This window comes from Streptomyces bambusae, from assembly GCF_020532645.1.
GTDB lineage: Bacteria > Actinomycetota > Actinomycetes > Streptomycetales > Streptomycetaceae > Streptomyces > Streptomyces bambusae.
The window spans coordinates 276,900-296,909 of sequence record NZ_JAJAUZ010000001.1 but is presented as its reverse complement, the minus strand read 5'-3'; the positions used below and the strand labels follow the sequence as shown (position 1 = coordinate 296,909).

General features: G+C 73.6%; 21 protein-coding genes. 5 read left to right on the top strand and 16 right to left on the bottom strand.

The genetic code is table 11. The features are described 5' to 3' along the window. Positions 1-74: 74 nt before the first annotated feature. The 7 genes from LG634_RS01415 to LG634_RS01385 all read right to left on the bottom strand — a co-directional run bounded on the left by LG634_RS01415 (position 75) and on the right by LG634_RS01385 (position 6,680). Entirely contained in the window at positions 75-965 is an 891-nt protein-coding gene (locus tag LG634_RS01415) for an alpha/beta fold hydrolase (RefSeq protein WP_226731677.1), read from the bottom strand. After that, positions 962-1,912: a Rieske 2Fe-2S domain-containing protein gene (locus LG634_RS01410; protein WP_226731676.1), complete on the bottom strand. Its 951-nt coding sequence runs from the start codon at positions 1,910-1,912 to the stop codon at positions 962-964. Before LG634_RS01410 ends, LG634_RS01415 begins: the two co-directional genes overlap by 4 nt. Next, positions 1,909-3,132 carry a flavin monoamine oxidase family protein gene (locus LG634_RS01405; protein WP_226731675.1) on the bottom strand — a complete coding sequence of 408 codons (1,224 nt, stop codon included), beginning with the start codon at positions 3,130-3,132 and terminating at the stop codon, positions 1,909-1,911. Before LG634_RS01405 ends, LG634_RS01410 begins: the two co-directional genes overlap by 4 nt. Next, positions 3,125-4,342: a cytochrome P450 gene (locus tag LG634_RS01400; RefSeq protein ID WP_226731674.1), complete on the bottom strand. Its 1,218-nt coding sequence runs from the start codon at positions 4,340-4,342 to the stop codon at positions 3,125-3,127. Before LG634_RS01400 ends, LG634_RS01405 begins: the two co-directional genes overlap by 8 nt. Before the next feature lie 63 nt (positions 4,343-4,405). Then, positions 4,406-5,311, bottom strand: a complete 906-nt coding sequence (locus tag LG634_RS01395) for an ABC transporter permease (protein WP_226731673.1) — start codon at positions 5,309-5,311, stop codon at positions 4,406-4,408. Then, entirely contained in the window at positions 5,308-6,255 is a 948-nt protein-coding gene (locus LG634_RS01390) for an ABC transporter ATP-binding protein (RefSeq protein ID WP_226731672.1), read from the bottom strand. The genes LG634_RS01395 and LG634_RS01390 overlap by 4 nt, the downstream gene beginning before the upstream one ends. Before the next feature lie 38 nt (positions 6,256-6,293). Further along, complete coding sequence (locus LG634_RS01385) at positions 6,294-6,680, bottom strand: hypothetical protein (RefSeq protein ID WP_226731671.1); 387 nt, start codon at positions 6,678-6,680, stop codon at positions 6,294-6,296. A 391-nt stretch (positions 6,681-7,071) separates the two neighbouring features. On the opposite strand from LG634_RS01385, the gene LG634_RS01380 reads away from it, so the two are divergent. From LG634_RS01380 to LG634_RS01365, 4 genes are read left to right on the top strand one after another with little or no spacing between them, the layout of a single operon-like run. After that, a complete protein-coding gene (locus tag LG634_RS01380; protein ID WP_226731670.1) occupies positions 7,072-8,415 on the top strand; it encodes a cytochrome P450 in 1,344 nt (447 codons plus the stop codon). Beyond that, positions 8,412-9,239, top strand: a complete 828-nt coding sequence (locus LG634_RS01375) for a class I SAM-dependent methyltransferase (RefSeq protein ID WP_226731669.1) — start codon at positions 8,412-8,414, stop codon at positions 9,237-9,239. The genes LG634_RS01380 and LG634_RS01375 overlap by 4 nt, the downstream gene beginning before the upstream one ends. Positions 9,240-9,282: 43 nt before the next feature. After that, positions 9,283-9,468, top strand: a complete 186-nt coding sequence (locus tag LG634_RS01370; protein WP_226731668.1) for a hypothetical protein — start codon at positions 9,283-9,285, stop codon at positions 9,466-9,468. A 14-nt stretch (positions 9,469-9,482) separates the two neighbouring features. After that, positions 9,483-10,754 carry a cation:proton antiporter gene (locus LG634_RS01365; protein WP_226731667.1) on the top strand — a complete coding sequence of 424 codons (1,272 nt, stop codon included), beginning with the start codon at positions 9,483-9,485 and terminating at the stop codon, positions 10,752-10,754. Between the two features lie 17 nt (positions 10,755-10,771). Here the strand turns inward: LG634_RS01365 and LG634_RS01360 are convergent, their stop codons facing one another. The 8 genes from LG634_RS01360 to LG634_RS01325 all read right to left on the bottom strand — a co-directional run bounded on the left by LG634_RS01360 (position 10,772) and on the right by LG634_RS01325 (position 18,016). Continuing rightward, positions 10,772-11,185, bottom strand: a complete 414-nt coding sequence (locus tag LG634_RS01360; RefSeq protein WP_226731666.1) for a DUF3151 domain-containing protein — start codon at positions 11,183-11,185, stop codon at positions 10,772-10,774. 351 nt (positions 11,186-11,536) lie between these two features. Continuing rightward, positions 11,537-12,559 (bottom strand): class II fructose-bisphosphate aldolase, encoded by a 1,023-nt coding sequence (gene fbaA / locus LG634_RS01355; RefSeq protein ID WP_226731665.1) that lies wholly within the window; start codon positions 12,557-12,559, stop codon positions 11,537-11,539. A 256-nt stretch (positions 12,560-12,815) separates the two neighbouring features. Beyond that, complete coding sequence (gene pyrE / locus LG634_RS01350) at positions 12,816-13,355, bottom strand: orotate phosphoribosyltransferase (RefSeq protein ID WP_226731664.1); 540 nt, start codon at positions 13,353-13,355, stop codon at positions 12,816-12,818. A 46-nt stretch (positions 13,356-13,401) separates the two neighbouring features. After that, positions 13,402-14,184: an aldose epimerase family protein gene (locus LG634_RS01345; RefSeq protein WP_226731663.1), complete on the bottom strand. Its 783-nt coding sequence runs from the start codon at positions 14,182-14,184 to the stop codon at positions 13,402-13,404. 29 nt (positions 14,185-14,213) lie between these two features. After that, on the bottom strand, positions 14,214-15,056 hold the full coding sequence (locus LG634_RS01340) for an SRPBCC family protein (protein WP_226731662.1): 843 nt from the start codon (positions 15,054-15,056) through the stop codon (positions 14,214-14,216). A gap of 80 nt (positions 15,057-15,136) precedes the next feature. After that, positions 15,137-16,825, bottom strand: a complete 1,689-nt coding sequence (locus LG634_RS01335; protein ID WP_226731661.1) for a polyamine aminopropyltransferase — start codon at positions 16,823-16,825, stop codon at positions 15,137-15,139. Between the two features lie 126 nt (positions 16,826-16,951). Beyond that, the gene (locus LG634_RS01330; protein ID WP_226731660.1) at positions 16,952-17,470 is read right to left on the bottom strand and encodes a DUF2617 family protein; all 519 of its coding nucleotides are present in this window, start codon (positions 17,468-17,470) and stop codon (positions 16,952-16,954) included. A 312-nt stretch (positions 17,471-17,782) separates the two neighbouring features. Next, entirely contained in the window at positions 17,783-18,016 is a 234-nt protein-coding gene (locus LG634_RS01325; protein ID WP_226731659.1) for a hypothetical protein, read from the bottom strand. 140 nt (positions 18,017-18,156) lie between these two features. On the opposite strand from LG634_RS01325, the gene LG634_RS01320 reads away from it, so the two are divergent. Next, on the top strand, positions 18,157-19,353 hold the full coding sequence (locus LG634_RS01320; protein WP_226731658.1) for a pyridoxal phosphate-dependent aminotransferase: 1,197 nt from the start codon (positions 18,157-18,159) through the stop codon (positions 19,351-19,353). A 74-nt stretch (positions 19,354-19,427) separates the two neighbouring features. On the opposite strand, the gene LG634_RS01315 is transcribed toward LG634_RS01320, so the two are convergent. Further along, entirely contained in the window at positions 19,428-19,964 is a 537-nt protein-coding gene (locus tag LG634_RS01315; RefSeq protein ID WP_226731657.1) for a YbjN domain-containing protein, read from the bottom strand. Between the last annotated feature and the right edge of the window lie 46 nt (positions 19,965-20,010).

The window sequence follows — 20,010 nt, the reverse complement described above, 5'->3', positions numbered from 1 at the left end:
CGGCATGTCCCCCCAGACCCCCAATTAGCTTCCCATGATCACTTTATACGGGCAGCGCCACGCCCATTAAGCGGCTAACAGGCCAACAGGTGCTCCGACAGCAGCGGCGCCACCGCCCACGGCTGTTCGAGAAAGGGCAGGTGACCGGCGCCCGGCACCACGAAGGTGCGGCATTCCGGCACCACCCGGGACAACAGTGCGGCATTGTCATGGAATACGGGCATGTCGTCGCTTCCGGTCAACGCGAACGTATGCGCCGTGATCCGCGCCAGGTCCTCCGCCGAGTGCACATGGGCGGCGATCCCCGCCATCGCCCCGCTCGCCAGCTCGGCCCAGGAGTGACGGGTCACGACGGACCGCAGCTCGGCGCGGAGGGCCGGATGGGCCTCGGTCCCCCGGAAGATGTCCGGCGGCGCCGCCATCCACAGGTCGGCCAGCTGCTCGGCGGCCTCCGCCCCCGTCCCCCGCATCCGGCGGAGCATCAGCATCTCGATGAACCTCTTGCGGACCGCCGGGTCGGCCGGAGCACCGCCGGGGCTCGGCGCACCGACGACGAGGCGGTCCACCTCGTCCGGGTACGCGAGCGCCGCCTCCAGCGCGACGGTCGAGCCGAAGGACAGGCCCACCCACCGCCGGGCCCCCTGCGCGCGGGCCAACCCCATGACCTGTGCGCCGAGTTCGGGCAGGGTCAGCCCCGGGCGCATCGCCTCGGAGCCGCCGTGCCCCGGCAGGTCCACCCCGACGTGGCGCAGTCCGGGGAGCAGCCGCCACAGGGGCCGCCACAGCGTGGCGTCCATGGTGTAGCCGTGCAGCCACAGCACGGTGGGGCCGCTGCCGTACGTCAGGGTGCGCAGCCCGTCGTGGAAGTCCTCCCGCTCGCCGGGCAGCGGCTCGCCGGAGAGGTGGCGGTCGTCGCGCCGGCCGGCCTCGGTCCCGGCCCCGACCCCTGCCTCGGTCCCGGTCACAGCGCCTCCCCGCCCACCGGCAGGTCGCCCAGCCCGGCGAACCCGGCACAGAACTCCCGGTACGCGACGACGGCCGCGTCGGCCGCGTCGAAGCGGGGCGTGATCCGCGGATTGAGGTTCTCCCAGACGACGACGTCCTCGGCCACGGCCCGTTCGCTGCCCGCGACCAGCTGGGGCAGCTGGTCCTCCAGGCCCGCGAGCACCCCGAGGGCCACCCGCACCACGCACCCCCCGCGCCCGTCGGGCACGGCGCCGGTGACGATGACGTGCACCTCGTCGGAGGGGCCGAACTCGGTGACCACGACACCCGGGCTGTACGCACGGGCGTGGAAGCGCGGCACGTAGGGCCCGTTGTCCGGAGCGTCCGCACCGAGGCCGGGCCGCCAGGGAGACATCGGCATCGGGAACTCCCCGTCCATCACCAACTCGCCGTGCGCGCCGGTGGAGTGCTTCATCCCGCAGACCCGGGAGACCTTGTGCACCGCCCGGAAGTGCTCGATGTCGAAGGCGTTCTCGACGATGATCTCCGCGGGCGCGTCCACCGCCTGCTCCACCGCTTTGACCAGCGGCATCGACTCGGCCACCGCCTTGAGCACCGTGCGCAGCCCGCGGTCGTCGTCCGGGCCGTCGGTGAGGCGCACGAAGACGGCGTCACCGCACTCGACGACCTCGTGCTCGCGCACCCAGGGCCGGCTGCCCTCCCCCGAGGACTCCCCCATCCCGATGCGCCGTCCGTGGAACGGACACACCAGGCAGCCGCCCTCCACCCGGCCGCCGTGACCGAGGTGGGCGCCGCGGTGCGGGCAGTCGGCGTCGTAGACCCGCAGCCGGCCCTCCGTGCGCACGGCCACCAGCCGGCGGGCGCCGATGGCCAGCGGAGCCACCTCGCCGTCCAGGCCGGAGGCGAACGCGGCCAGGTACCACCCCGAGTGGATCTTCTCCGTCACTGCTTCCCCGCTTCCAGTACTTCCTGTGCGGCGCGCCGCCCGTCGGCGTACGCGCCCTGCAGCCACGGCAGGGCGCGCCCGGTCACGGCGGCCTCCCCCGCGAAGAACAGGCGTCCGCCCAGCGGGCGGGCCCAGTCCCGGGCCGCCCGGTCCGAGCCCGGTCCCGGCGCGCAGAACGCCCCGCCGCTGTACGGGTCGGCGGCCCAGTCGGCCGTCTCGACGCCGACGACCTCGACACCCCTGGTCCACGGCAGCGCAGCGGACAGGAACACGGCGAGGTGGGCGGCCGACCCGGCGGCCCCGCGGACGTACGCGGCCGCGCCGGACTTGGCGACGACCAGCACTTCGGGGCGGCCCTGCCGGCACGAGACGAAGCCGCCGACGCCGTCCGCGTCGAACACGGAAGCCGTTTCCGGCGCCGGGCCCGCCAGGGTCAGCACCGCGCAGAAGCCGTCGCCGGGTGCCAGCGTCCGCACCGCGGCGGTCTTGTCCGGGCCGAGCCCGTCGACCGTGAGCAGACCGCCCTCGACCACGGCGGGCGGTACCGCGAGGACCACCCGGTCCGCGGTCAGCTCGCCGTCACCGGTGACGACGCGTACGCCGTCCCCGGCGGCGGTCTCGACCCGGCGCACGGGGACGCCCGTACGCACGTCCAGGCCCTCGGCGAGGGTGCGGGGCAGCAGGTCCATGCCGCCGGGGACGGTGAACTCGCCCCGGCCGCCGCCGTCCCCGCGCACCGCGGCCGCCACCCCTGCGGCATCGAGGAGGTCGGGGTCGGCGGCCCAGGTCTGCCGCAGCCACTCGCGGCCCGTGGCCGCCTCGGCGGGCGTGGCGCCGCTCGCCGCCAGCCAGCCGCCGACGCTGAGACCGCCGGGTCCGTCGTATCCGGCGAGCCGGCCCTCCAGAGCCCACGGCGGGTTCGCGCCGCGGGCGAGGAGCCCCATGGGACGGGCCACCCGGCCGGACACCACGTACGCGGCCGACGGGCGGGGGGCGGCGGGCAGCGGGCCGAGGACGGTATGGGCGGGGTTCCGGTCGCCGTGCACGACCTGCGCGCCCAGTTCGAGGACCGGGCCGCCGTCGGCCGGGCGGAACGTGCGGACGCGGCCGCCGATCCGGTCGCGGGCCTCCAGGACGAGGGTGGGGACGCCGGCCTGCGCGAGGCGCTGTGCGCAGGCCAGCCCGGCGACTCCGGCGCCGATCACGACCACCTCAGGCATGTGCGCCCTCCAGCCCGGCGGCGTCCCGGTCGTCCGCGCCCAGGGCGACGGGGACGGCGGTGAGGCGGCGCGGGATCAGGGACGGGGCCCAGCGCGGGTCCGGGCCCGCGATGACGGCTTCGGGGAAGCGCCGGACGACCCTGCCGAGCAGCACCGCGCCGGACTGCTTCACCAGGCGGGCGGCGAGGCAGAAGTGCGGGCCGCCGCCGAAGGCGAGGTGCGGGTTGGGCCGCCGGTCCCACACCAGCTCGCCCGGGTCGGCGAAGACGGCGGGATCCCGGTTGGCGGCGGCGACCACCGCGAGGACCCGCTGCCCGGCGGGGATGCGGCCGCCCGGGAGTTCGGCGTCGCGGACGGTGACGCGGGCGGTGAAGGGGATCGGTGCTTCGAGCCGCAGCAGCTCGTCCACGGCGGTCTCGGCCGCGTCCTGCCCCGCGGTGCGCAGGGCCGCCCGTACCTCCGGGCGCGGCAGCAGCCAGTACAGGGCGTTGCCGACGGCTTCCGCGAGCGGCTGCCAGCCGCCGACGACGGCGAGGCCGAGGACGCCCAGCATCTCGGGCCTGGTCAGCCTGGGGTCGGCGGCCAGCCGGCCGAGCGGGCAGGCCGGGTCTGCCTGCCCGGCGTGGGCGTCGAGGAAGCGGGTCAGCTCGCCCATGGCGGCCCGGCCCAGGCGCGCGACGTGCGGCGGGGCGAGCGGATCGAGGTTGACGGACGCGGCACGGGCCAGCTCCGCGAGCGTGCCGTGCCGGTCGGCGGGCAGCCCGAACAGCCGCGCCAGTACGGCCGTGGCCAGCGGTGCGCCGAGTTCCGCCACGGCGTCGACGGGCGTGCCGCGCTCCACGGCCCGGTCGAGCAGGGCGTCGGTGTCGGCGGCGATGCCGTCCGCCACCGAGGCGAGGGCGGCCGGGCCGAGCAGCAGGGCGCCGGGGGCGCGCAGCCGGCTGTGGTCGGCGCCGTCCGTGGTCAGCATGGAGACCGGCAGGTCGTCGTCCCGGGCCCGCTCGCGCTGGCCCGCGGCCGCGGAGAACGCCGGGTCCTTGAGCAGCGCCGCGCAGTCGGCGTGCCCGGTGACCAGCCACAGGCCGGACATCGGGTCCCGGTGCACGGGATCGTGGGCCCGCAGCCAGTCGTACGCCGGGTACGGATCGACGCGCCCGGCGGGGCTGAAGGGGTGGGCCAGGTGGGCGGGCAGCCCGGCGGTCTTGGTCATCTGCACGTTCTCCTGTTCACGGCGCCGTTCTCGCGCCCGGCTGCTGTCGTGGGTCGTGGCCGCTCAGCGCACCCGGGGGCCGCGCCAGCCGAACGTCAGGCCGGTCGCGATCAGGCCGCCGACCGCCCACAGGGCCAGGACCAGGGCGATCCGGCCCAGCTCCCAGGAGCCGGCAGGCTCCACGACGGTGAAGGAATCCGGCAGGAACACCGAGCGGAAGCCCTGCGCCAGCCACTTCACGGGGAACAGCGCGGCCGTGTTCTGCATCCACAGCGGCAGCTTGTCGAACGGGTAGAACACGCCCGAGATGAACTGCAGGACCATGAACACGGGCGTCACCACGGCCGCGGCGGACCGGCTGTTGGGGATCAGCGCGCTGTAGGCGGTGCCGGCCAGCGCACAGGCCGCGGTGCCGAGCGCGAGGCACCAGACGAGGGTGCTCCACCGCTCGGCGGTCTGGGGCAGCGGCAGTCCGAACGCGGCCACGGCGATGCCGATGAGGAGCACCGTTTCGAGGACCGTGGTCACCACGACGCGGACCAGCTTGCCCACGAAGTAGGCCGACTTGGGCATCGGGGTCAGCGCCAGGCGGCGGATGGTGCCGCTGTCGCGCTCGATGGCCACGTTGATGGCGAGGCCGGAGAACGCGGTGCTCATCACGCCCGCCGCGATCACCCCGGCCATGAAGACCTGCCGGAAGTCGGTGTCGGTCCCCTCGACCTTGCCTTCGAAGATCGCGCCGAAGACGACGAGCAGGATCACCGGGAAGAGCAGGGTGAAGACAAGGGACTGCTTGTTGCGGAAGAACGCCCTGAGTTCGACGGACGAACGCGCCGCGCAGGCCCGCGCGTACCCGCGTGCAGCACGCGCGGCCGGACGTGCGGGCACGTCCGCGCCCGGGCGGGCGGCGCCTTCGTACGGGGGCGGGGCCGGGGTCACGGACCTGGATTCGGGCACGATCGCGGTCATGCAGCGTTCTCCCTGCTCTCCCTGTCGATCAGACTCAGGTAGACGTCCTCGAGGGTGGGACGGTGCACGCGCAGGTCCGCGAGCTCGCACACGCCCGCCGCGGCCGCCCAGGGCAGCAGCAGGCCCAGTACCTGCGAGGGCGTGGGGGTGCGCAGCGACACGGTGTCCGGCCCGGACGCCGCCACCTCGGTGTCCGGCGGCAGCGGCGGCAGCGCGACGCCCGCCAGTGCCCCGCCGCGGCGGAAGGTCACGGTGGCGGGGGTCCGGTCGCGGCCGCCGAGCGAGGCCGGCGGTCCGCACGCGACGAGCCGGCCGCCGACGACGACGGCCGCCCGCTGCGCCAGTTGCTCCGCCTCGTCGAGGTAGTGCGTGGTCAGAACGGTCGTCCGGCCGCGGTCGGCGAACCAGCGGACCAGTTCCCAGGCCTCGCGGCGGGCCACCGGGTCCAGTCCGGTGGTCGGCTCGTCCAGGAAGATCAGTTCGGGGTCGCCGACGACCCCGACCGCGACGTCCAGGCGGCGCTGCTGGCCGCCGGACAGTTCGGTGGCCTGACGGGAGTGGAAGGAGCCGAGCCCCACCCGCTCCAGCACCTCGCCGACCGGCAGCGGGGCCGGATACATGGCGGCGAAATGCGCGACGACTTCTTTTACGGTCAGATCGGAATAGGCACCCGTAGTCTGGGGCACCACCCCTATTCTCGCCCGCCATTCTCGCGGGTCCTCGGCCGGGTCGCGGCCGAGGACCCGCACGTCTCCGCCGGTGCGTCTCTGCACTCCCGTCAGAATGTCGACGGTCGTTGTCTTTCCTGCGCCGTTCGGGCCGAGCAGCGCGAACACTTCACCACGAACAATGTCGAGGCTGATGTCGGATACGGCCTGGACGCCGCCGTATCGCTTGGAAAGTCCGCGTACGGAGACGGGATGCTCCGTCAGCGCAGAGGGCATGAGACGCTCCGGCGAAGTGGAAGGGGTGCGAGCGCCTGTCAGGTGCAGCAGCAGCAGGGGCAGCAGCAGTAGTAGCACTCGGAGATGTCGTCGACGCCGCCGGCGACGTCGGACAGCTCGCCCTCGCTCAGCTCGACGGGGTCGACCGTCGGGGTCGCGGGGATGTGGAGCTCGTAGCGGCCGGTCTCCAGGCCCGTCTCCCACAGCGCGACCTGGAGGTCCAGGTTGCCCTGCTCGTGGCCCTCGGGGGCCTCGGTGACGATGACGATCTCGGCGCCCGCCGGGAGTTCCAGGCCGGCCTCGGCGAGCGCGGTCCGCGGCTCCGAGGCGAGCTTGGCGGCGAACGCCTCGTCGGACCAGGCGCTGATGAGAACCCGGGTGTAGCAGTTCACGAACTCAGCACGCTGCTGCGGGTCGAGTGCCATGTGAACTCTCCCTTCCTTACGTTTGCTTCGGATTCGATTCAGTCGTTGTGCCGGCGACGAAGCAACAATCACACGGCGAGAACCGCCCGCCAAGACGCAAAGAAACGTAATCCGCCGACCCCGGCCAATGAGTATCCGGGCCCCGTCGATAAGCATTGAGTCAATTCATGCCCGGGCGTTACGGTGACCCAACCACCCGCACCCGCGGGCCCGGTTGCCCCGGCCTGCGCTTGTGCATGCTCTCACGCCGGACCCCGTCCGGCGCGGGCCCGGAGCACCGCCGGACCGATTCCACCGGCGATTACGGAATTACCGACAGCCGGTACGTAACGCAGGACCGGATCCCGCAGGGACGTACGTACACCGGATCCAGCCATCCACGGAGGTTCACGTGACAGCCACCCACGCACCGGCGGGCACCGTCCCACCGGGGCCGGACACCGCCGTGGACATGGCCCGGATGCGCGCCGACCCGCTGGCGTTCGTGACCGGAATGCATCGTACGTACGGCGACATCACCAGCCATGTCAGCGAGGGCGAGCGGGTGTACATGCTGCACCGGCCCGACCTGGTGCGGCACGTGCTGAAGGACAACACCGCCAACTACACGAAGGCGGGCACCCCCGACGACGCCATGCTGCGCCAACTGCTCGGCAACGGGCTGCTCACCAGCGACGGCGCCGACTGGGCGAGGCAGCGCAAGCAGTGCGCACCCGCCTTCCGCCGTACCGCCGTCACCACCTTCGACGGCATCATCACCGAGGAGACCGAAGCGCTGCTGGAGCGCTGGCGGCCCGCGCTCGCGGACGGCACCGCCCTGTCCCTGGAGCACCACCTGAGCTCGCTGACGCTGGCGATCCTCACCCGCGCCGTGCTGGGCGTGGACACGGGCGCGGTCGGCGACGGCTTCGGCCGCGCGGTCGACACCGTCAACCAGTCGATGGTCCAGTACGTACCGACGCCCGACCCCGATCCCCAGGGCACGGCGCTGCGCCGCAGGCAATACGTACAGGCGCGCCTGTTCCTCCAGTTGATCGCCCGTACGGTCATCGCCTCGCGCCGGTCGGCCGGCGGCGGACAGCCCCCGGAGCAGGCGGCCGCCTCCCTGCTGGACGCGCTGATCGGCCGGCTGGACGACGAGGAGCTGCGCGACCAGGTGCTCACCCTGGTCATGGCCGGCCACGAGACCACCGCCAAGACCCTCACCTGGACGCTGTACCTCCTCGACCGGCACCCCGCGGAGGCCGAGCGGATCCGGGCCGAGGTCGACGCCGTCCTCGGCGACCGCACCCCCACCGCGGCCGACCTGCCCGGTCTGGTGCACTGCCGACGGGCCGTCGAGGAGGCCATGCGGCTCTACCCTCCGGCGTGGCTGATCTCCCGGCGCGCCAAGGGCCCCGACACGATCGGCGGTTACGACATCCCGGCCGGTGCCCTGGTCTGCATCAGCCAGTGGGTGCTGCACCGCCACCCCGGCTACTGGGACCGGCCCGATGCGTACGTACCCGACCGGTTCGCGGACGCCGACCTGCCCAGCCACCTCTACCTTCCCTTCGGCGGCGGCGAGCGGATCTGCATCGGGCAGCACCTGGCCCTGGTCGAGGCCACCCTGGTGCTGGCCGTCCTGATGCGCGCCGTCCGCCTCGAACTGGAGCCCGGTTTCCCCGTGGAGCCGGAAGCCCTGGTGACCCTGCGACCCAAGCACGGCATGCGGATGACTGTGAGGCCCCGATGACCACCTCTCCCGTGACCGCCCCCGTCGGCGGCTCGTACGACCCGGCCGCCACCACCGCCGGCGGCCTCGCCGGCGAACTCGCCCGGCTGGAGGCCCAGGCCGCCCTGTCCTTCGATGCCGAGCTGCGGATCCTGCGCGAGGCCGGACTGACCGAGGACAGCGGCCCGCTGGTCGAGATCGGCGCCGGCTCGGGCGCCGTCACCCGCCGGCTGCGCGCCGCCCTGCCCGGACTCCCCGTCACCGCAGTCGACATCGACGGCGGTCTCCTCGCCCACGCCGCGGGCTGCGGTGCCGAGCTGGTCGTCGCGGACGGCGCCGCCCTGCCCCTCCCGGACCGCTCCGCCGGCTTCGTACTGCTGCGGTACGTACTCCAGCACCTGGCCGACCCCGAAGCGGTGCTCGCCGAGGCACTGCGCGTGCTGCGGCCCGGCGGCCGGCTCGTCGTGACCGAGGTGGACGCCTCCTGCTGGGGCCTGGCCGAGCCCTCCTTCCCCGAACTCGCCCGGATCCACAGCAAGCTGTCACAGGCCCAGGCCGCCGCGGGCGGCGACCGCACCGTCGGCCGGCGCCTGACCCGGCTGCTGCGCGCCGCGGGCTGCACATCGGTGTCCCTGCGCCCGTTCGCCAGCACCAACGACGACCACCCCGTCGACGCGTTCGCCCCGCACCTGGGGCCCGGCCGGCTCCAGCCGCTGGTGGCCGCCGGCGTGGTCAGCCTGGCCGAGTTCGCCCTCGCGGCCGACCGCTGGAACCGCTTCCGCACCGACCCGGACGCGTACGTGATGCTGCTCGGCTTCACGGCCGTCGGCACCGCACCCCGCTGAACCCCCGCACGCTCCCGTCACCACCCGATTGGAATCCCCCCTCATGAACCCCAGCCTCAAGATCTTCCTGACGATCTTCTGCTACATCAGCGCCGTCATGGGCGTCGTCACGGCCGTCCTGCACGGCAGCGCCAAGCCGGCCCAGACCACCTCGGCCGTCATCGCCGGCGTCCTCGGCGTGCTCTTCCTGTTCGGCGGCATGGCCCTGAGCCGCCGACCGCGGCACTGACGGCGGGAACCCTCGTGTTCCGGCTCGACACCATCGGCCACTTCTTCCTCGGTGCGGCCCTCGTACTGGCCCTGGCCCGGGCCGCCGGCGTGCTGGCCGTACGGCTGGGACAGCCGCGCGTGATGGGGGAGGTCGCCGCGGGCATCGCCCTCGGCCCCTCCCTCCTGGGCGCCGCCGCTCCGGAAGCGGCCGCCCGGCTGTTCCCCGGGGAAGTGCTGCCCATGTTCAGCGGGCTGGCGCAGCTGGGGCTCGCCGTGTTCATGTTCGGCTGCGGGCAGGAGCTGTGCGCGATGCGCGGGCGCGGCGCCACCCGGCAGGGACTGCTCGTCAGCCAGGCCTCGCTGTTCGTCCCCTTCGCGGCCGGCTCGCTGGCCGCGCTGCCGCTGGCCGACCGGTACGCACCGGACGGACTGCCGACGTCCGTGTTCGTGCTGTTCGTGGGCTGCGCGGTCAGCATCACCGCGTTCCCGGTGCTGGCCCGGATGCTGGAGGACCTGGGGATCGCGGGCACCAGGCCGGGGCGGCTGAGCCTGTTCGCCGCCGCGGTCGGGGACGGCGGCAGCTGGCTGGTGCTCTCGGCGGTCCTCGCCCTGTCCCAGGGGTCGGGGGCGGGCGACGCCGTCCTGCGGGCGCTGGCCGTGGTCGTGGTCGTCGCCCTCTACCTGGGTCCGGTGCGGCGCGCCGCGGCGAGCTGGTTCGAACGCCGGGGCGAGACCGCGGACCCCGCCGGCCTGCGGGTCGCCCTGGTCGTCGCGATCGGCGCCTCCGCGGCACTGACCGCCGCGCTGGGGATGCACCAGCTGATCGGTGCGTTCCTGGTGGGCCTGGTGTGGCCGGCCGGGAACCCGTTCGCGGCCCGCGCCGCCGCTCCGCTCGCCACCACCGCCAAGACGGTCCTGCTGCCCTTCTTCTTCCTGGGCTTCGGACTGGGCGTGGACCTGTCGTCCCTGGACCTCACCGGGGACGGCGCACTCGTCCTGGCCGGCCTGCTGGCCGTGGCCGTGGTCTCGAAGATCGGCGGCGCCGGGCTGGGCGCGCGCCGGGCCGGTCTGCCGTGGCGGGAGTCGCTCACCCTGGGCGTGCTGATGAACACGCGCGGGCTGACCGAGCTGGTGGTCCTGCAGATCGGCCACGAGGCCGGCGTCATCGACGGGCCGCTGTTCGCCGCGCTCACCGTCGTCGCCCTGGTCACCACCCTGATGACCGGCCCGCTGCTCAAACTCACCGCACCACCCGCCGCGGCCCCGGACACGCGCACTCCGGAACCCACGGCGGCCGGCGGCTGATCAGGATCCGCCGGGGCTCAGCCCAGGGTTTCGGCGGCCGTCTCGGAGGAGTCGCGCAGGAAGGTGGCGCAGCGCTCGTACTCCTGCTGCTCGCCGATGGCCTGGGCGGCCCGGGCCAGCGCGTGCAGCGCGCGCAGGAAGCCGCGGTTCGGCTCGTGCTCCCACGGCACCGGGCCGTGGCCCTTCCAGCCGGCCCGGCGCAGCGCGTCGAGCCCGCGGTGGTAGCCCGTCCGGGCGTACGCGTACGACTCCACGGCGCGGCCGTTCTCGAACGCGTCGTCGGCGAGGCGGGCCCAGGCCAGCGAAGAGGCGGGGTACTTGGCGGCGACCTCGGCCGGTTCGGTGCCGGCGGCGAGCAGCTCGCGGGGCTCCGGGTCGTCGGGCAGGTGGGTCGGGGCGGGTCCCCCGAGGAGGTTCTCGTGAATGGCCATGGCCCCAGTCTGCCCCGTCCCCGGCGGTCGTGCGGGCCCGGGTCCGGCGCACCCCTGAGCGGGACGGGCACGCCGGTCCCGGATACGGCTCGGGCCCGTCGGGAACCCTCGGACCCGACGGGCGCCGGCGCTCCCGCTCGGGCGACACGAGCCCGATGGCGTGCTCCGGGGCGCGCCGCGCCCTCCCCTGGACAGGCGCTCCCCGGGTCACAAAGAGAACCCTCACCCCATCGGCCCCCGCCGCGCCACATCGCGCGCGGACTCCGTCAAGTCGGCAGAAAAGGGTCACCCCGCCGTCGTGACGACGGCGGGGTGACGGGACCGGACGGCCGGGCGGGCCCGGCGACGCGGTTACTTCAGGCGGGTGCCGGTGGAACGCAGGTCGGCGCAGGCCTGCGTGACGCGCTGCGCCATGCTCGCCTCGGCCAGCTTGCCCCAGGTGCGCGGGTCGTAGGTGGACTTCTTGCCGACCTCGCCGTCGACCTTCAGGACACCGTCGTAGTTGCGGAACATGTGGTCCGCGACCGGGCGGGTGAAGGCGTACTGGGTGTCGGTGTCGAGGTTCATCTTCACGACGCCGTTCTCCAGCGCGGTGGCGATCTCCTCGGGCGTGGAGCCCGAACCGCCGTGGAAGACGAAGTCGAACGGCGAGGCCTTGCCGAACTTCTCGGCGACACCGGCCTGCAGGTCCTTGAGCAGCTCGGGACGCAGGACGACGTTGCCCGGCTTGTAGACGCCGTGCACGTTGCCGAAGGAGGCGGCGAGCAGGTAGCGGCCCTTCTCGCCCAGGCCCAGGGCCTCGGCGGTGCGGATCGCGTCCTCGACGGTGGTGTACAGCTCGTCGTTGATCTCGTGGCTGACGCCGTCCTCCTCGCCGCCGGTCGGGGTGATCTCGACCTCAAGGATGATCTTGGCGGCGGCGGCCTTGGCGAGCAGCTCCTGACCGATGGCCAGGTTGTCGGCCAGGGTCTCGGCGGAGCCGTCCCACATGTGCGACTGGAAGAGCGGGTTCTGGCCCTTGGCCACGCGCGCCGCGGACACGTCGAGCAGCGGGCGGACGTATCCGTCCAGCTTGTCCTTCGGGCAGTGGTCGGTGTGCAGGGCCACCGTGATGTCGTACTTGGCGGCGACGACGTGCGCGAACTCGGCAAGGGCGACCGCACCGGTCACCATGTCCTTGCTGTACTGGCCACCCAGGAACTCGGCACCACCGGTGGAGATCTGGATGATGCCGTCGCTCTCGGCCTCCGCGAAGCCGCGCAGCGCAGCGTGCAGGGTCTGGGTCGAGGTCACGTTGATGGCCGGGTAGGCGAACTTGCCTGCCTTCGCCCGGTCGAGCATCTCGTTGTAGACCTCGGGGGTTGCGATGGGCATCTGTCCGCTCCTTGGATGTGCGGGGAGTGTGCGATTGCTGGCCCTGACCTGGGTGCGACGGCACCTTCGGGCCTATCTTTCCAGACTCCGTCCGGCACTCCAGCCGTGCCGGGGGGAGCGTTTCACGTGAAACACCCACCCCGGCGGCAAAAGAGCAGGTCAGCCCTTGGCTGTGGGCCTCCGGGGACCTAAGTCCCCAGTTCCCCGGTCCCGGAATGCAAGACCGGCGGACCGGATCCCGCATTCCTGATCGGGTTCAGGACAGGCCCAGCTCCGGCAGCTGATAGCCGGTGAGGTACGGCAGGCCCGCCGCCGCGATGGCGTCGGCCGCACCGCGGTCCACGATCGTCGCCACGGCCACGACCTCGCCGCCGGCCTCACGGACCGCCTCGACGGCGGTCAGCGGGGAACCGCCGGTGGTCGAGGTGTCCTCGACCACCAGGCAGCGGCGGCCCTTCACGTCGGTGCCCTCGATCCGGCGCTGCATCCCGTGCGCCTTCTGGGCCTTGCGGACCACGAAGGCGTCCAGCCGGGCCCCGCGGGCCGCGGAGGCGTGCAGCATCGAGGTGGCGACCGGGTCGGCGCCCAGCGTCAGGCCGCCGACGCAGTCGAAGTCGAGGTCGGCGGTGAGGTCGAGCATCACCTGGCCGACGAGGGGGGCGGCGACGCCGTCCAGGGTGATGCGGCGCAGGTCGATGTACCAGTCCGCTTCGAGCCCGGAGGAGAGGGTCACCTTGCCGTGCACGACGGCCTTGTCCTTGATCTGCTGGAGCAGCTCACCACGTACGTCAGTCATACCCACGAGCTTAGGCCGTTGCCCGGGGTGCGCCCGGTCTCCCGGCTCACAGCCGTCGCCAGCTCCAGGTGGTCGCGACCTCCAGCGGATCGACCGGGGTGACCAGCCGCGGCAGGGTGTTGAGACCGTTCGGCGGCCCGGACTGCGGCTCCACGCACACGGCCTCGGGCTGCTCGTCGTACACGACCACCCATTCGGCCCGGCTCGTGACCCTCAGCTCCAGCTGCCCCGGCCAGGTCAGCGTCGCGTCCACCCCGTACGGCATGCCGAAGCAGTCGTCCCAGGGGCCCGGCAGCGGGTCGATGCGCCGGCCGGTGGGCAGGTGGTCGAGGCCGCGCTCCTCCTGCCAGGCCGGCTCGAAGGCGAGCCGGACGTCCTCGCCGCCGTCCAGACTGCGCCGGAACCACGGGTGCCAGCCCGCCTGCGCCGGGAAGGAGTCCCCGTACGTCTCGATGCCCATGGCCAGCGTCAGGGAGTCCGCGGCCAGTTCGACGGTCTGGGTGACCCGGCCGGGCCACGGCCACGGCTCCGTCAGGTCGTAGGTGAAGGCCGCCTCGGCCCTGTCGGTGCGCACGGGCTTCCAGGCGGCGTCCCGGCCGAAGCCGTGGATGGCGTGCGGCGCGGCGTTGAGCGGCAGCCGGTGCAGCTCGCCGCCGCTGCGGAACTCCCCGTCGCGGGTCCGGCCGCACCACGGCACCATCGGGAACGCCCCGTACTTGGTCCCCTGCCGCAGCAGTTCGACCCCGTCGATGCGCAGGCTCGCGATCCGGCACCCGTTCGCCTCGTCCACGACCACTTCGGCGCCACCGGCCGTCAGTTGCGTACTCATGGCAAAGACACTACGGCGGGACGGGGGATTCAGCGGCGGCGGCGCAGCACGCGGGCGGCGACCACTGCGGAGGCGATGGCGAGGGCGGCGGCCGGGGCCAGCCAGCGCAACTGGCCGCCGACGGACGTCACGTCGGGGCCGGGCACGGGCGCGTACCGGCCGCGCGGCGGGGCGTGGTCGACCTCCTCCGCACTGCGGCCGATCATCGTGCGGCGGGCGTGCGCGGCCTCGGCCGGCGGCCGCACCGCCTCGCTGAACTCGTCGTCGATGAACGGGTCGAGCGAGGGCGGGGGCACCTCGGTGCCGAAGAGCGCGGAACCGGCGAACTCCTCGTCGTCCACGTCCGGGCCCTCGGCGTCCGCGGCGTCCTCCTCGCCCGCCTCCTCTGCGGAGGCGGACCCCGGCCGCTCCTGGAGGTCGGCCGCGGCCAGCGCCGACAGGTGCCCGGCGGCCCGGTCCAACACCCGCCGCCCGGCCGTCTCCACGGCCTCCGGCTCGAACCCGGCGGCCCGGCCGTCGGCCCGCGCGGTGGCGGTCAGCTCCAGCTGGGTGCCGCCCTCCACCGGCCGCAGGGACACCGTCAGGGCCAGCTTCACGGTGCCGGTGCCGCGGGCCTCGGTGCCCTCGCCGGTCACCTCGAACGTGTCGGGGTCGCGCTCCGCGAGGTGCAGGACACCGCGGTAGGTGACGGTGCTGCCGCCGACGCGGATCCGGAGCCGCCCGGCCAGCGGGCCGGGGCCGGAGCCGGCCGGGCCGGCGGCCGACTCGGCGTCCCGCTGGAGCCCGGGCACGCACCGCGCCACCCGCTCGGGGTCCCTGAGCACTGCACGGAGGTTCTCTGCCGGTACCGGAACGAACACCTGATGCTCCATGGCTGCGAGCCTACCGACGCTCGCCGCTCCTGCACCCGCTCACGCACCGGTTCACGCGTACCGCGGGCGCGGCAGCGTGTTCACGTGTACCGCGGGTGCGGCAGCGTGGAGGGCGGCAGGCCGGGGATCCGCAGCCGGGCCGCGTCGCGGGCGGCCGACCGCAGCGACTCCGTGGTCAGGGTCCGCAGCCAGGTGGCCTCGGGGCCCACCCCCAGTTGCGGCGCCCGGCCCGGCGCGGCCAGCAGGAACCCCCAGTCCTGGGGGGCGCCCGCCCGGCCGGTGGACCGGTCGGGTCCGGCGGCGAAGCCGGACAGCCGGCCGCCCGCCGTGTACGGCACCGTGGCCAGGCCCGCGGCCCTCAGGGTGGCGTCGACCGTCCAGTAGCTGCGCGGCCGCGCGGACAGCGGGCCGGCGTGCACGGCGATCCGGCCGCCGGGCCGCAGCGCCCGGACGGCGAGCCCGTAGAACTCCTGCGAGTACAGCTTGGTGCTCGGGGTGATCCCGGGGTCGGGCAGGTCCGAGAGGATCACGTCGTACGGGACCTTGCCGCCGGGCCCGCGCAGCCAGTGGAACGCGTCCTCGGTGACCACGTGCACCCGCGGATCGGCGTACACGTGCCCGTTGAGGGCGGCGAGCATCGGGTCGGTGCGGGCCAGCCGGATCACACCGGGGTCGAGTTCGACGACGGTGACCGAGCGGACGCCGCCGTGGCGCAGCACCTCGCGGGCGGCGAGCCCGTCGCCGCCGCCGAGCACCAGGACGCGGGCGTGCGGCCCGGCCATCGCGGGGTGGACGAGCGCCTCGTGGTAGCGGTGCTCGTCGTAGCCGCTGACCCGCAGCCGGCCGTCGAGGTACAGGTCGAGGGTGCGGGGCGAGCCGCGGCCGGGCCCCGTGAGCACGAGTTCCTGGACGTCGGTCTGCACGGCGACCCGCACCTCGTCGCCGTAGACGGCCTGCCGGGCCACCTGCTCGAAGTCGTCGGCGAGGGCGGTGGCGCAGCCGAGGACGGTCAGCACGGCGAGGTTCCCGGCGATCAGCAGCCAGCGGGCCCGGCGGGTCAGGTCGCGGCGGAACAGCCACAGCACGAGGCCGCCCCCGACGGCCGCGTTGACGGTGCCGGTGAGCATCGCGCCGGTGAGCTGGCCGAGCACCGGCAGCAGCAGGAACGGGAAGGCCAGCCCACCGACCAGGGCGCCCACGTAGTCGGCGGCGAACAGGTCGGCGACCGCGCCGCCCGCGTCCTGCCGGCGGACCCGCTGGATGAGGGTCATCAGCAGCGGGATCTCCGCGCCGATCAGGACGCCGATGGCGAGGGAGAAGGCGACCAGGGCGGGCCGGGACTCACCCAGCCAGGCGAAGCTCGCGTACAGCGCGGTCGCGGACAGCCCGCCGACCAGCGCGAGGACCGCCTCCACCGCGCCGAAGCCGGCGGCCGCGCGCCCCCGCAGGCGCTTGGCCAGCAGCGACCCGAGGCCCATGGCGAAGACCATCACGGACAGCACCACGGAGGCCTGGGTCACCGAATCGCCGATCAGGTACGAGCCCAGCGCCAGGAGTTCCAGCTCGTACACCAGACCGCAGGCCGCACAGACGAACACCGTGGCCAGCACGAGCAGGCGGGCGGTGTTCGGCCGTACGGGCAGCGACCGGCCGGCCGTCCGCCGGCCGGACGCGGCCGCGTCCGGCGGGGCGGGGTCCGCGGCGGGCGCCGCGGGTGCGCCGCGGCCGCCGGGGACCTCCCCGCCATAACGAGAGGAACGGTCGATCATGGTGCGAACCGTACGTCACGGCACGCTCGCACCCCGTCACCCACATGGGTGTAACTGGCGTACCACACCCCCCGGTTGGCGGAACTTTTATGCCGGGGCGCCCGGCCGCCCGCACCCCGCGCGGCCTCAGACCGCGGCAGCCATCCGCACCCCGACCCGGGTCCGCGTCGCCACGAGCTGCCCTTCCTGCGGATACGCATGCCAGGTCCGCCAGCGCACCTGCCCCTCGGTCCGCTGCGCGAGCATCGCGGTGAACGCGTACGGACTGCCCGGAAACGTACCCGCAAGGCCGTTCGGATGGTCCGCCACGAGGGCCAGCAACTCCTGCGCCCGCCCCGCGAACTGCCCCTGCGAGAGCGTCTCGACGCGCGCGGCGAACTCGTACTCCCAGTCCCCCACCCGCTTCGCCACGCCGAGCGGGAGCGGGGTGCTGCTCCCGGGGATGCAGGCGACCGTCTCCGAACAGATCACCTCGCCCTCTTCCATCAGCACCTGATGGGAGGCCCCCAGGAGGCGCAACTGCACCTTCGCACCGGACAGTTCGAGGTCGAGTACCGCCAGGGCGGGCAGCGGGCCGCGACCCAGGGCCCAGGCGAGGTCGGCGGCACGCGTGTCGGTGTACGTGGTCTTGAGGGACGTGAGCATGAGTCGGCTCCGCAAACGCGCAAGGGAGGTGGGCCGGACTCGCCCCGGCCGGAATCAGTCGGGTGGGGGTCTCGCCGGCTCGGATCCAGCAGGAAAGTCCAGGAGGTCCGAGGACTGGTCTACTCAACCGAGGGAATCATGAAAGGCGCGGCACTCACAGCGTTTTTACCCAACTTGACGGGGTTTACATCCCCTCGGGGGCTCTCCAGTTCACCTGTTCAACGTGAGGACGTCCAGCAGAAGTTGTCCCCCGCCGGACGCCCAGGTCCCCTCGGGTCCCGGCCGGCCCTGCCGGCCGGGACCGTTTTCCGGTCAGGAGCCCCCGCCGCCGCATCCCCCGCCGCCACCGCCACCGCAGGAGCTGGAGGAGGAACAGGACGATCCGCCCGAGCAGCCGTAGCCGCCGGAGCCCGAGCCGCTGTCGCCCCACCAGCTGCCCCGGCGCCCCTTGTGGCTGCCCTTGGGCGACGCCCCCAGCATCGCCAGCCGGGCCACGGCCAGGACCACACCGATGATGAAAAGAACGATCACAACAGTGGCGAACATGGTCGTCGCCCCCTTCCGTGTGACCCCGGTCCCCCGGGGTCGCGGGATCCCCGCGTCCCGCGTGACAGGGGGATTCCCGGGCCCGTCACGACCCAAAGCACACTTGAGCAAGTCCAGAGCTTCGGCCCAGGATTGCCCCCATGACCGCACCGAGCCCCGCCCCGCAGGCGGGCAGCCGCCCGCTCCTCAACCGCCGCCTCGCCGCCTTCGGCACGACGATCTTCGCGGAGATGTCCGCCCTCGCCGTGGCCACCGGCTCCCTCAACCTCGGACAGGGCTTCCCCGACACCGACGGCCCTGCGGAGATCGCCGAGGCAGCCGCACGGGCGATCCGCACCGGACACGGCAACCAGTACCCGCCCGGCCCCGGCGTCCCCGAGCTGCGCACCGCGATCGCCGCCCACCAGCAGCGCTTCTACGGGCTCGGCTACGACCCCGACACCGAGGTGCTGGTCACCGCCGGCGCCACCGAGGCCATCGCCGCCGCCCTGCTGGCCCTGCTGGAACCCGGCGACGAGGTCATCGCGCTGGAGCCGTACTACGACTCGTACGCCGCCTGCATCGCGATGGCCGGCGCCACCCGGGTGCCGGTCACCCTGCGGCCCCGCGACGGCGCCTTCCGCCTCGACCTGGACGAGCTGCGGGCCGCCGTCACCCCGCGCACCCGGCTGCTGCTGCTGAACACCCCGCACAACCCGACCGGCACCGTCCTGACCGCGGCCGAGATGGGCGCGATCGCGGAGCTGGCCGTGGAGCGGGACCTGCTGGTCGTCACCGACGAGGTCTACGAGCACCTGGTCTTCGCGGGCGCCGCGCACGTGCCGATGGCCTCGCTGCCCGGCATGCGCGACCGTACGCTCACCATCTCCTCCGCCGGCAAGACGTTCTCCTTCACCGGCTGGAAGGTCGGCTGGGCCGTGGGCTCACCGGCGCTGGTGTCCGCGGTCCGCTCGGCCAAGCAGTTCCTGACGTACGTCTCCTCCGGGCCCTTCCAGTACGCCGTCGCCGAGGCCCTGGCGCTGCCGGACGCGTACTACGCGGACTTCCTCGCCGGCATGGCCCGCAAGCGCGAGATCCTGTCGGCCGGCCTGGCCGCCGCCGGGTTCGAGGTGTACGCCCCCGCCGGCACCTACTTCATCACCACCGACATCGCCCCCCTCGGCGAGACCGACGGCATCGACTTCTGCCGCCGCCTCCCCGAACGCTGCGGCCTGGTCGCCATCCCCAATGCCGTCTTCTACGACGACAAGGAAGCCGGCCGCACCCACGTCCGCTGGGCCTTCTGCAAGAAGGACGAGGTCCTGGAGGAGGCCGCGGCCCGGCTGCGGCGGCTGTAGGGGGTGTACCCGGCCCCGGACACGCCGGAAGCCCGGCCGCGTGCGGCGGCCGGGCTTCCGGGTGGGGTGCGGGGTCAGGCCCCGTCGGAGTCCTGGCCGTCCTCGGGGGTGTCGAGCTCCTGCTCCAGGCCGAGCTGCTCGACGAGCCACTTGTCGAACTCGATCGACGCGCGGACCCAGCTGACCGTGGAGGACACGAAGTGCTCCAGGGAGACACCGGTGCCGATCAGCATCTGGGCCTCGCCGATCAGGCGGACCGAGCCGTCGTCGTGGGTGTGGCTGTAGACCTTCGGCCACAGGGTGCGGCGGTTCCAGTCGTCGATGGACTCGAGGAGCTGGTGCTTCTCCTCGATCTTGTGGGGACGGTCGTAGAACGTCCGGACCGAGAACACCTGCTGCTCGTCCTCGCCGCGGAACATGAAGTACGTGCGGAATTCCTCCCACGGCGCCGCGAGGTCACCCTCGTCGTCGACGACGTACTTCAGCTCCATCTGCTCGAGGAGCTGCTTGACGAGGTCCTGGTCGGGCAACACGGGACCCGCCGGTCCAGAGGCCTGCGGATCGGGCTGCTGCCCTCCGAAGTTCGGAATCGAGGCCGGGTCGATGCTCACCGTGGTTTTCCCTTCGTGCGGATAGAGCCATCCTCCCCCATCCCGC

Coding starts and splice junctions, on each gene's coding strand:
- LG634_RS01405 (WP_226731675.1), bottom strand. CDS start 3,132: ATGCCTGAGGTGGTCGTGATCGGCGCCGGAGTCGCCGGGCTGGCCTGC.
- LG634_RS01400 (WP_226731674.1), bottom strand. CDS start 4,342: ATGACCAAGACCGCCGGGCTGCCCGCCCACCTGGCCCACCCCTTCAGC.
- LG634_RS01395 (WP_226731673.1), bottom strand. CDS start 5,311: ATGACCGCGATCGTGCCCGAATCCAGGTCCGTGACCCCGGCCCCGCCC.
- LG634_RS01390 (WP_226731672.1), bottom strand. CDS start 6,255: ATGCCCTCTGCGCTGACGGAGCATCCCGTCTCCGTACGCGGACTTTCC.
- LG634_RS01385 (WP_226731671.1), bottom strand. CDS start 6,680: ATGGCACTCGACCCGCAGCAGCGTGCTGAGTTCGTGAACTGCTACACC.
- LG634_RS01375 (WP_226731669.1), top strand. CDS start 8,412: ATGACCACCTCTCCCGTGACCGCCCCCGTCGGCGGCTCGTACGACCCG.
- LG634_RS01370 (WP_226731668.1), top strand. CDS start 9,283: ATGAACCCCAGCCTCAAGATCTTCCTGACGATCTTCTGCTACATCAGC.
- LG634_RS01360 (WP_226731666.1), bottom strand. CDS start 11,185: ATGGCCATTCACGAGAACCTCCTCGGGGGACCCGCCCCGACCCACCTG.
- fbaA (WP_226731665.1), bottom strand. CDS start 12,559: ATGCCCATCGCAACCCCCGAGGTCTACAACGAGATGCTCGACCGGGCG.
- pyrE (WP_226731664.1), bottom strand. CDS start 13,355: ATGACTGACGTACGTGGTGAGCTGCTCCAGCAGATCAAGGACAAGGCC.
- LG634_RS01345 (WP_226731663.1), bottom strand. CDS start 14,184: ATGAGTACGCAACTGACGGCCGGTGGCGCCGAAGTGGTCGTGGACGAG.
- LG634_RS01340 (WP_226731662.1), bottom strand. CDS start 15,056: ATGGAGCATCAGGTGTTCGTTCCGGTACCGGCAGAGAACCTCCGTGCA.
- LG634_RS01335 (WP_226731661.1), bottom strand. CDS start 16,825: ATGATCGACCGTTCCTCTCGTTATGGCGGGGAGGTCCCCGGCGGCCGC.
- LG634_RS01330 (WP_226731660.1), bottom strand. CDS start 17,470: ATGCTCACGTCCCTCAAGACCACGTACACCGACACGCGTGCCGCCGAC.
- LG634_RS01325 (WP_226731659.1), bottom strand. CDS start 18,016: ATGTTCGCCACTGTTGTGATCGTTCTTTTCATCATCGGTGTGGTCCTG.
- LG634_RS01320 (WP_226731658.1), top strand. CDS start 18,157: ATGACCGCACCGAGCCCCGCCCCGCAGGCGGGCAGCCGCCCGCTCCTC.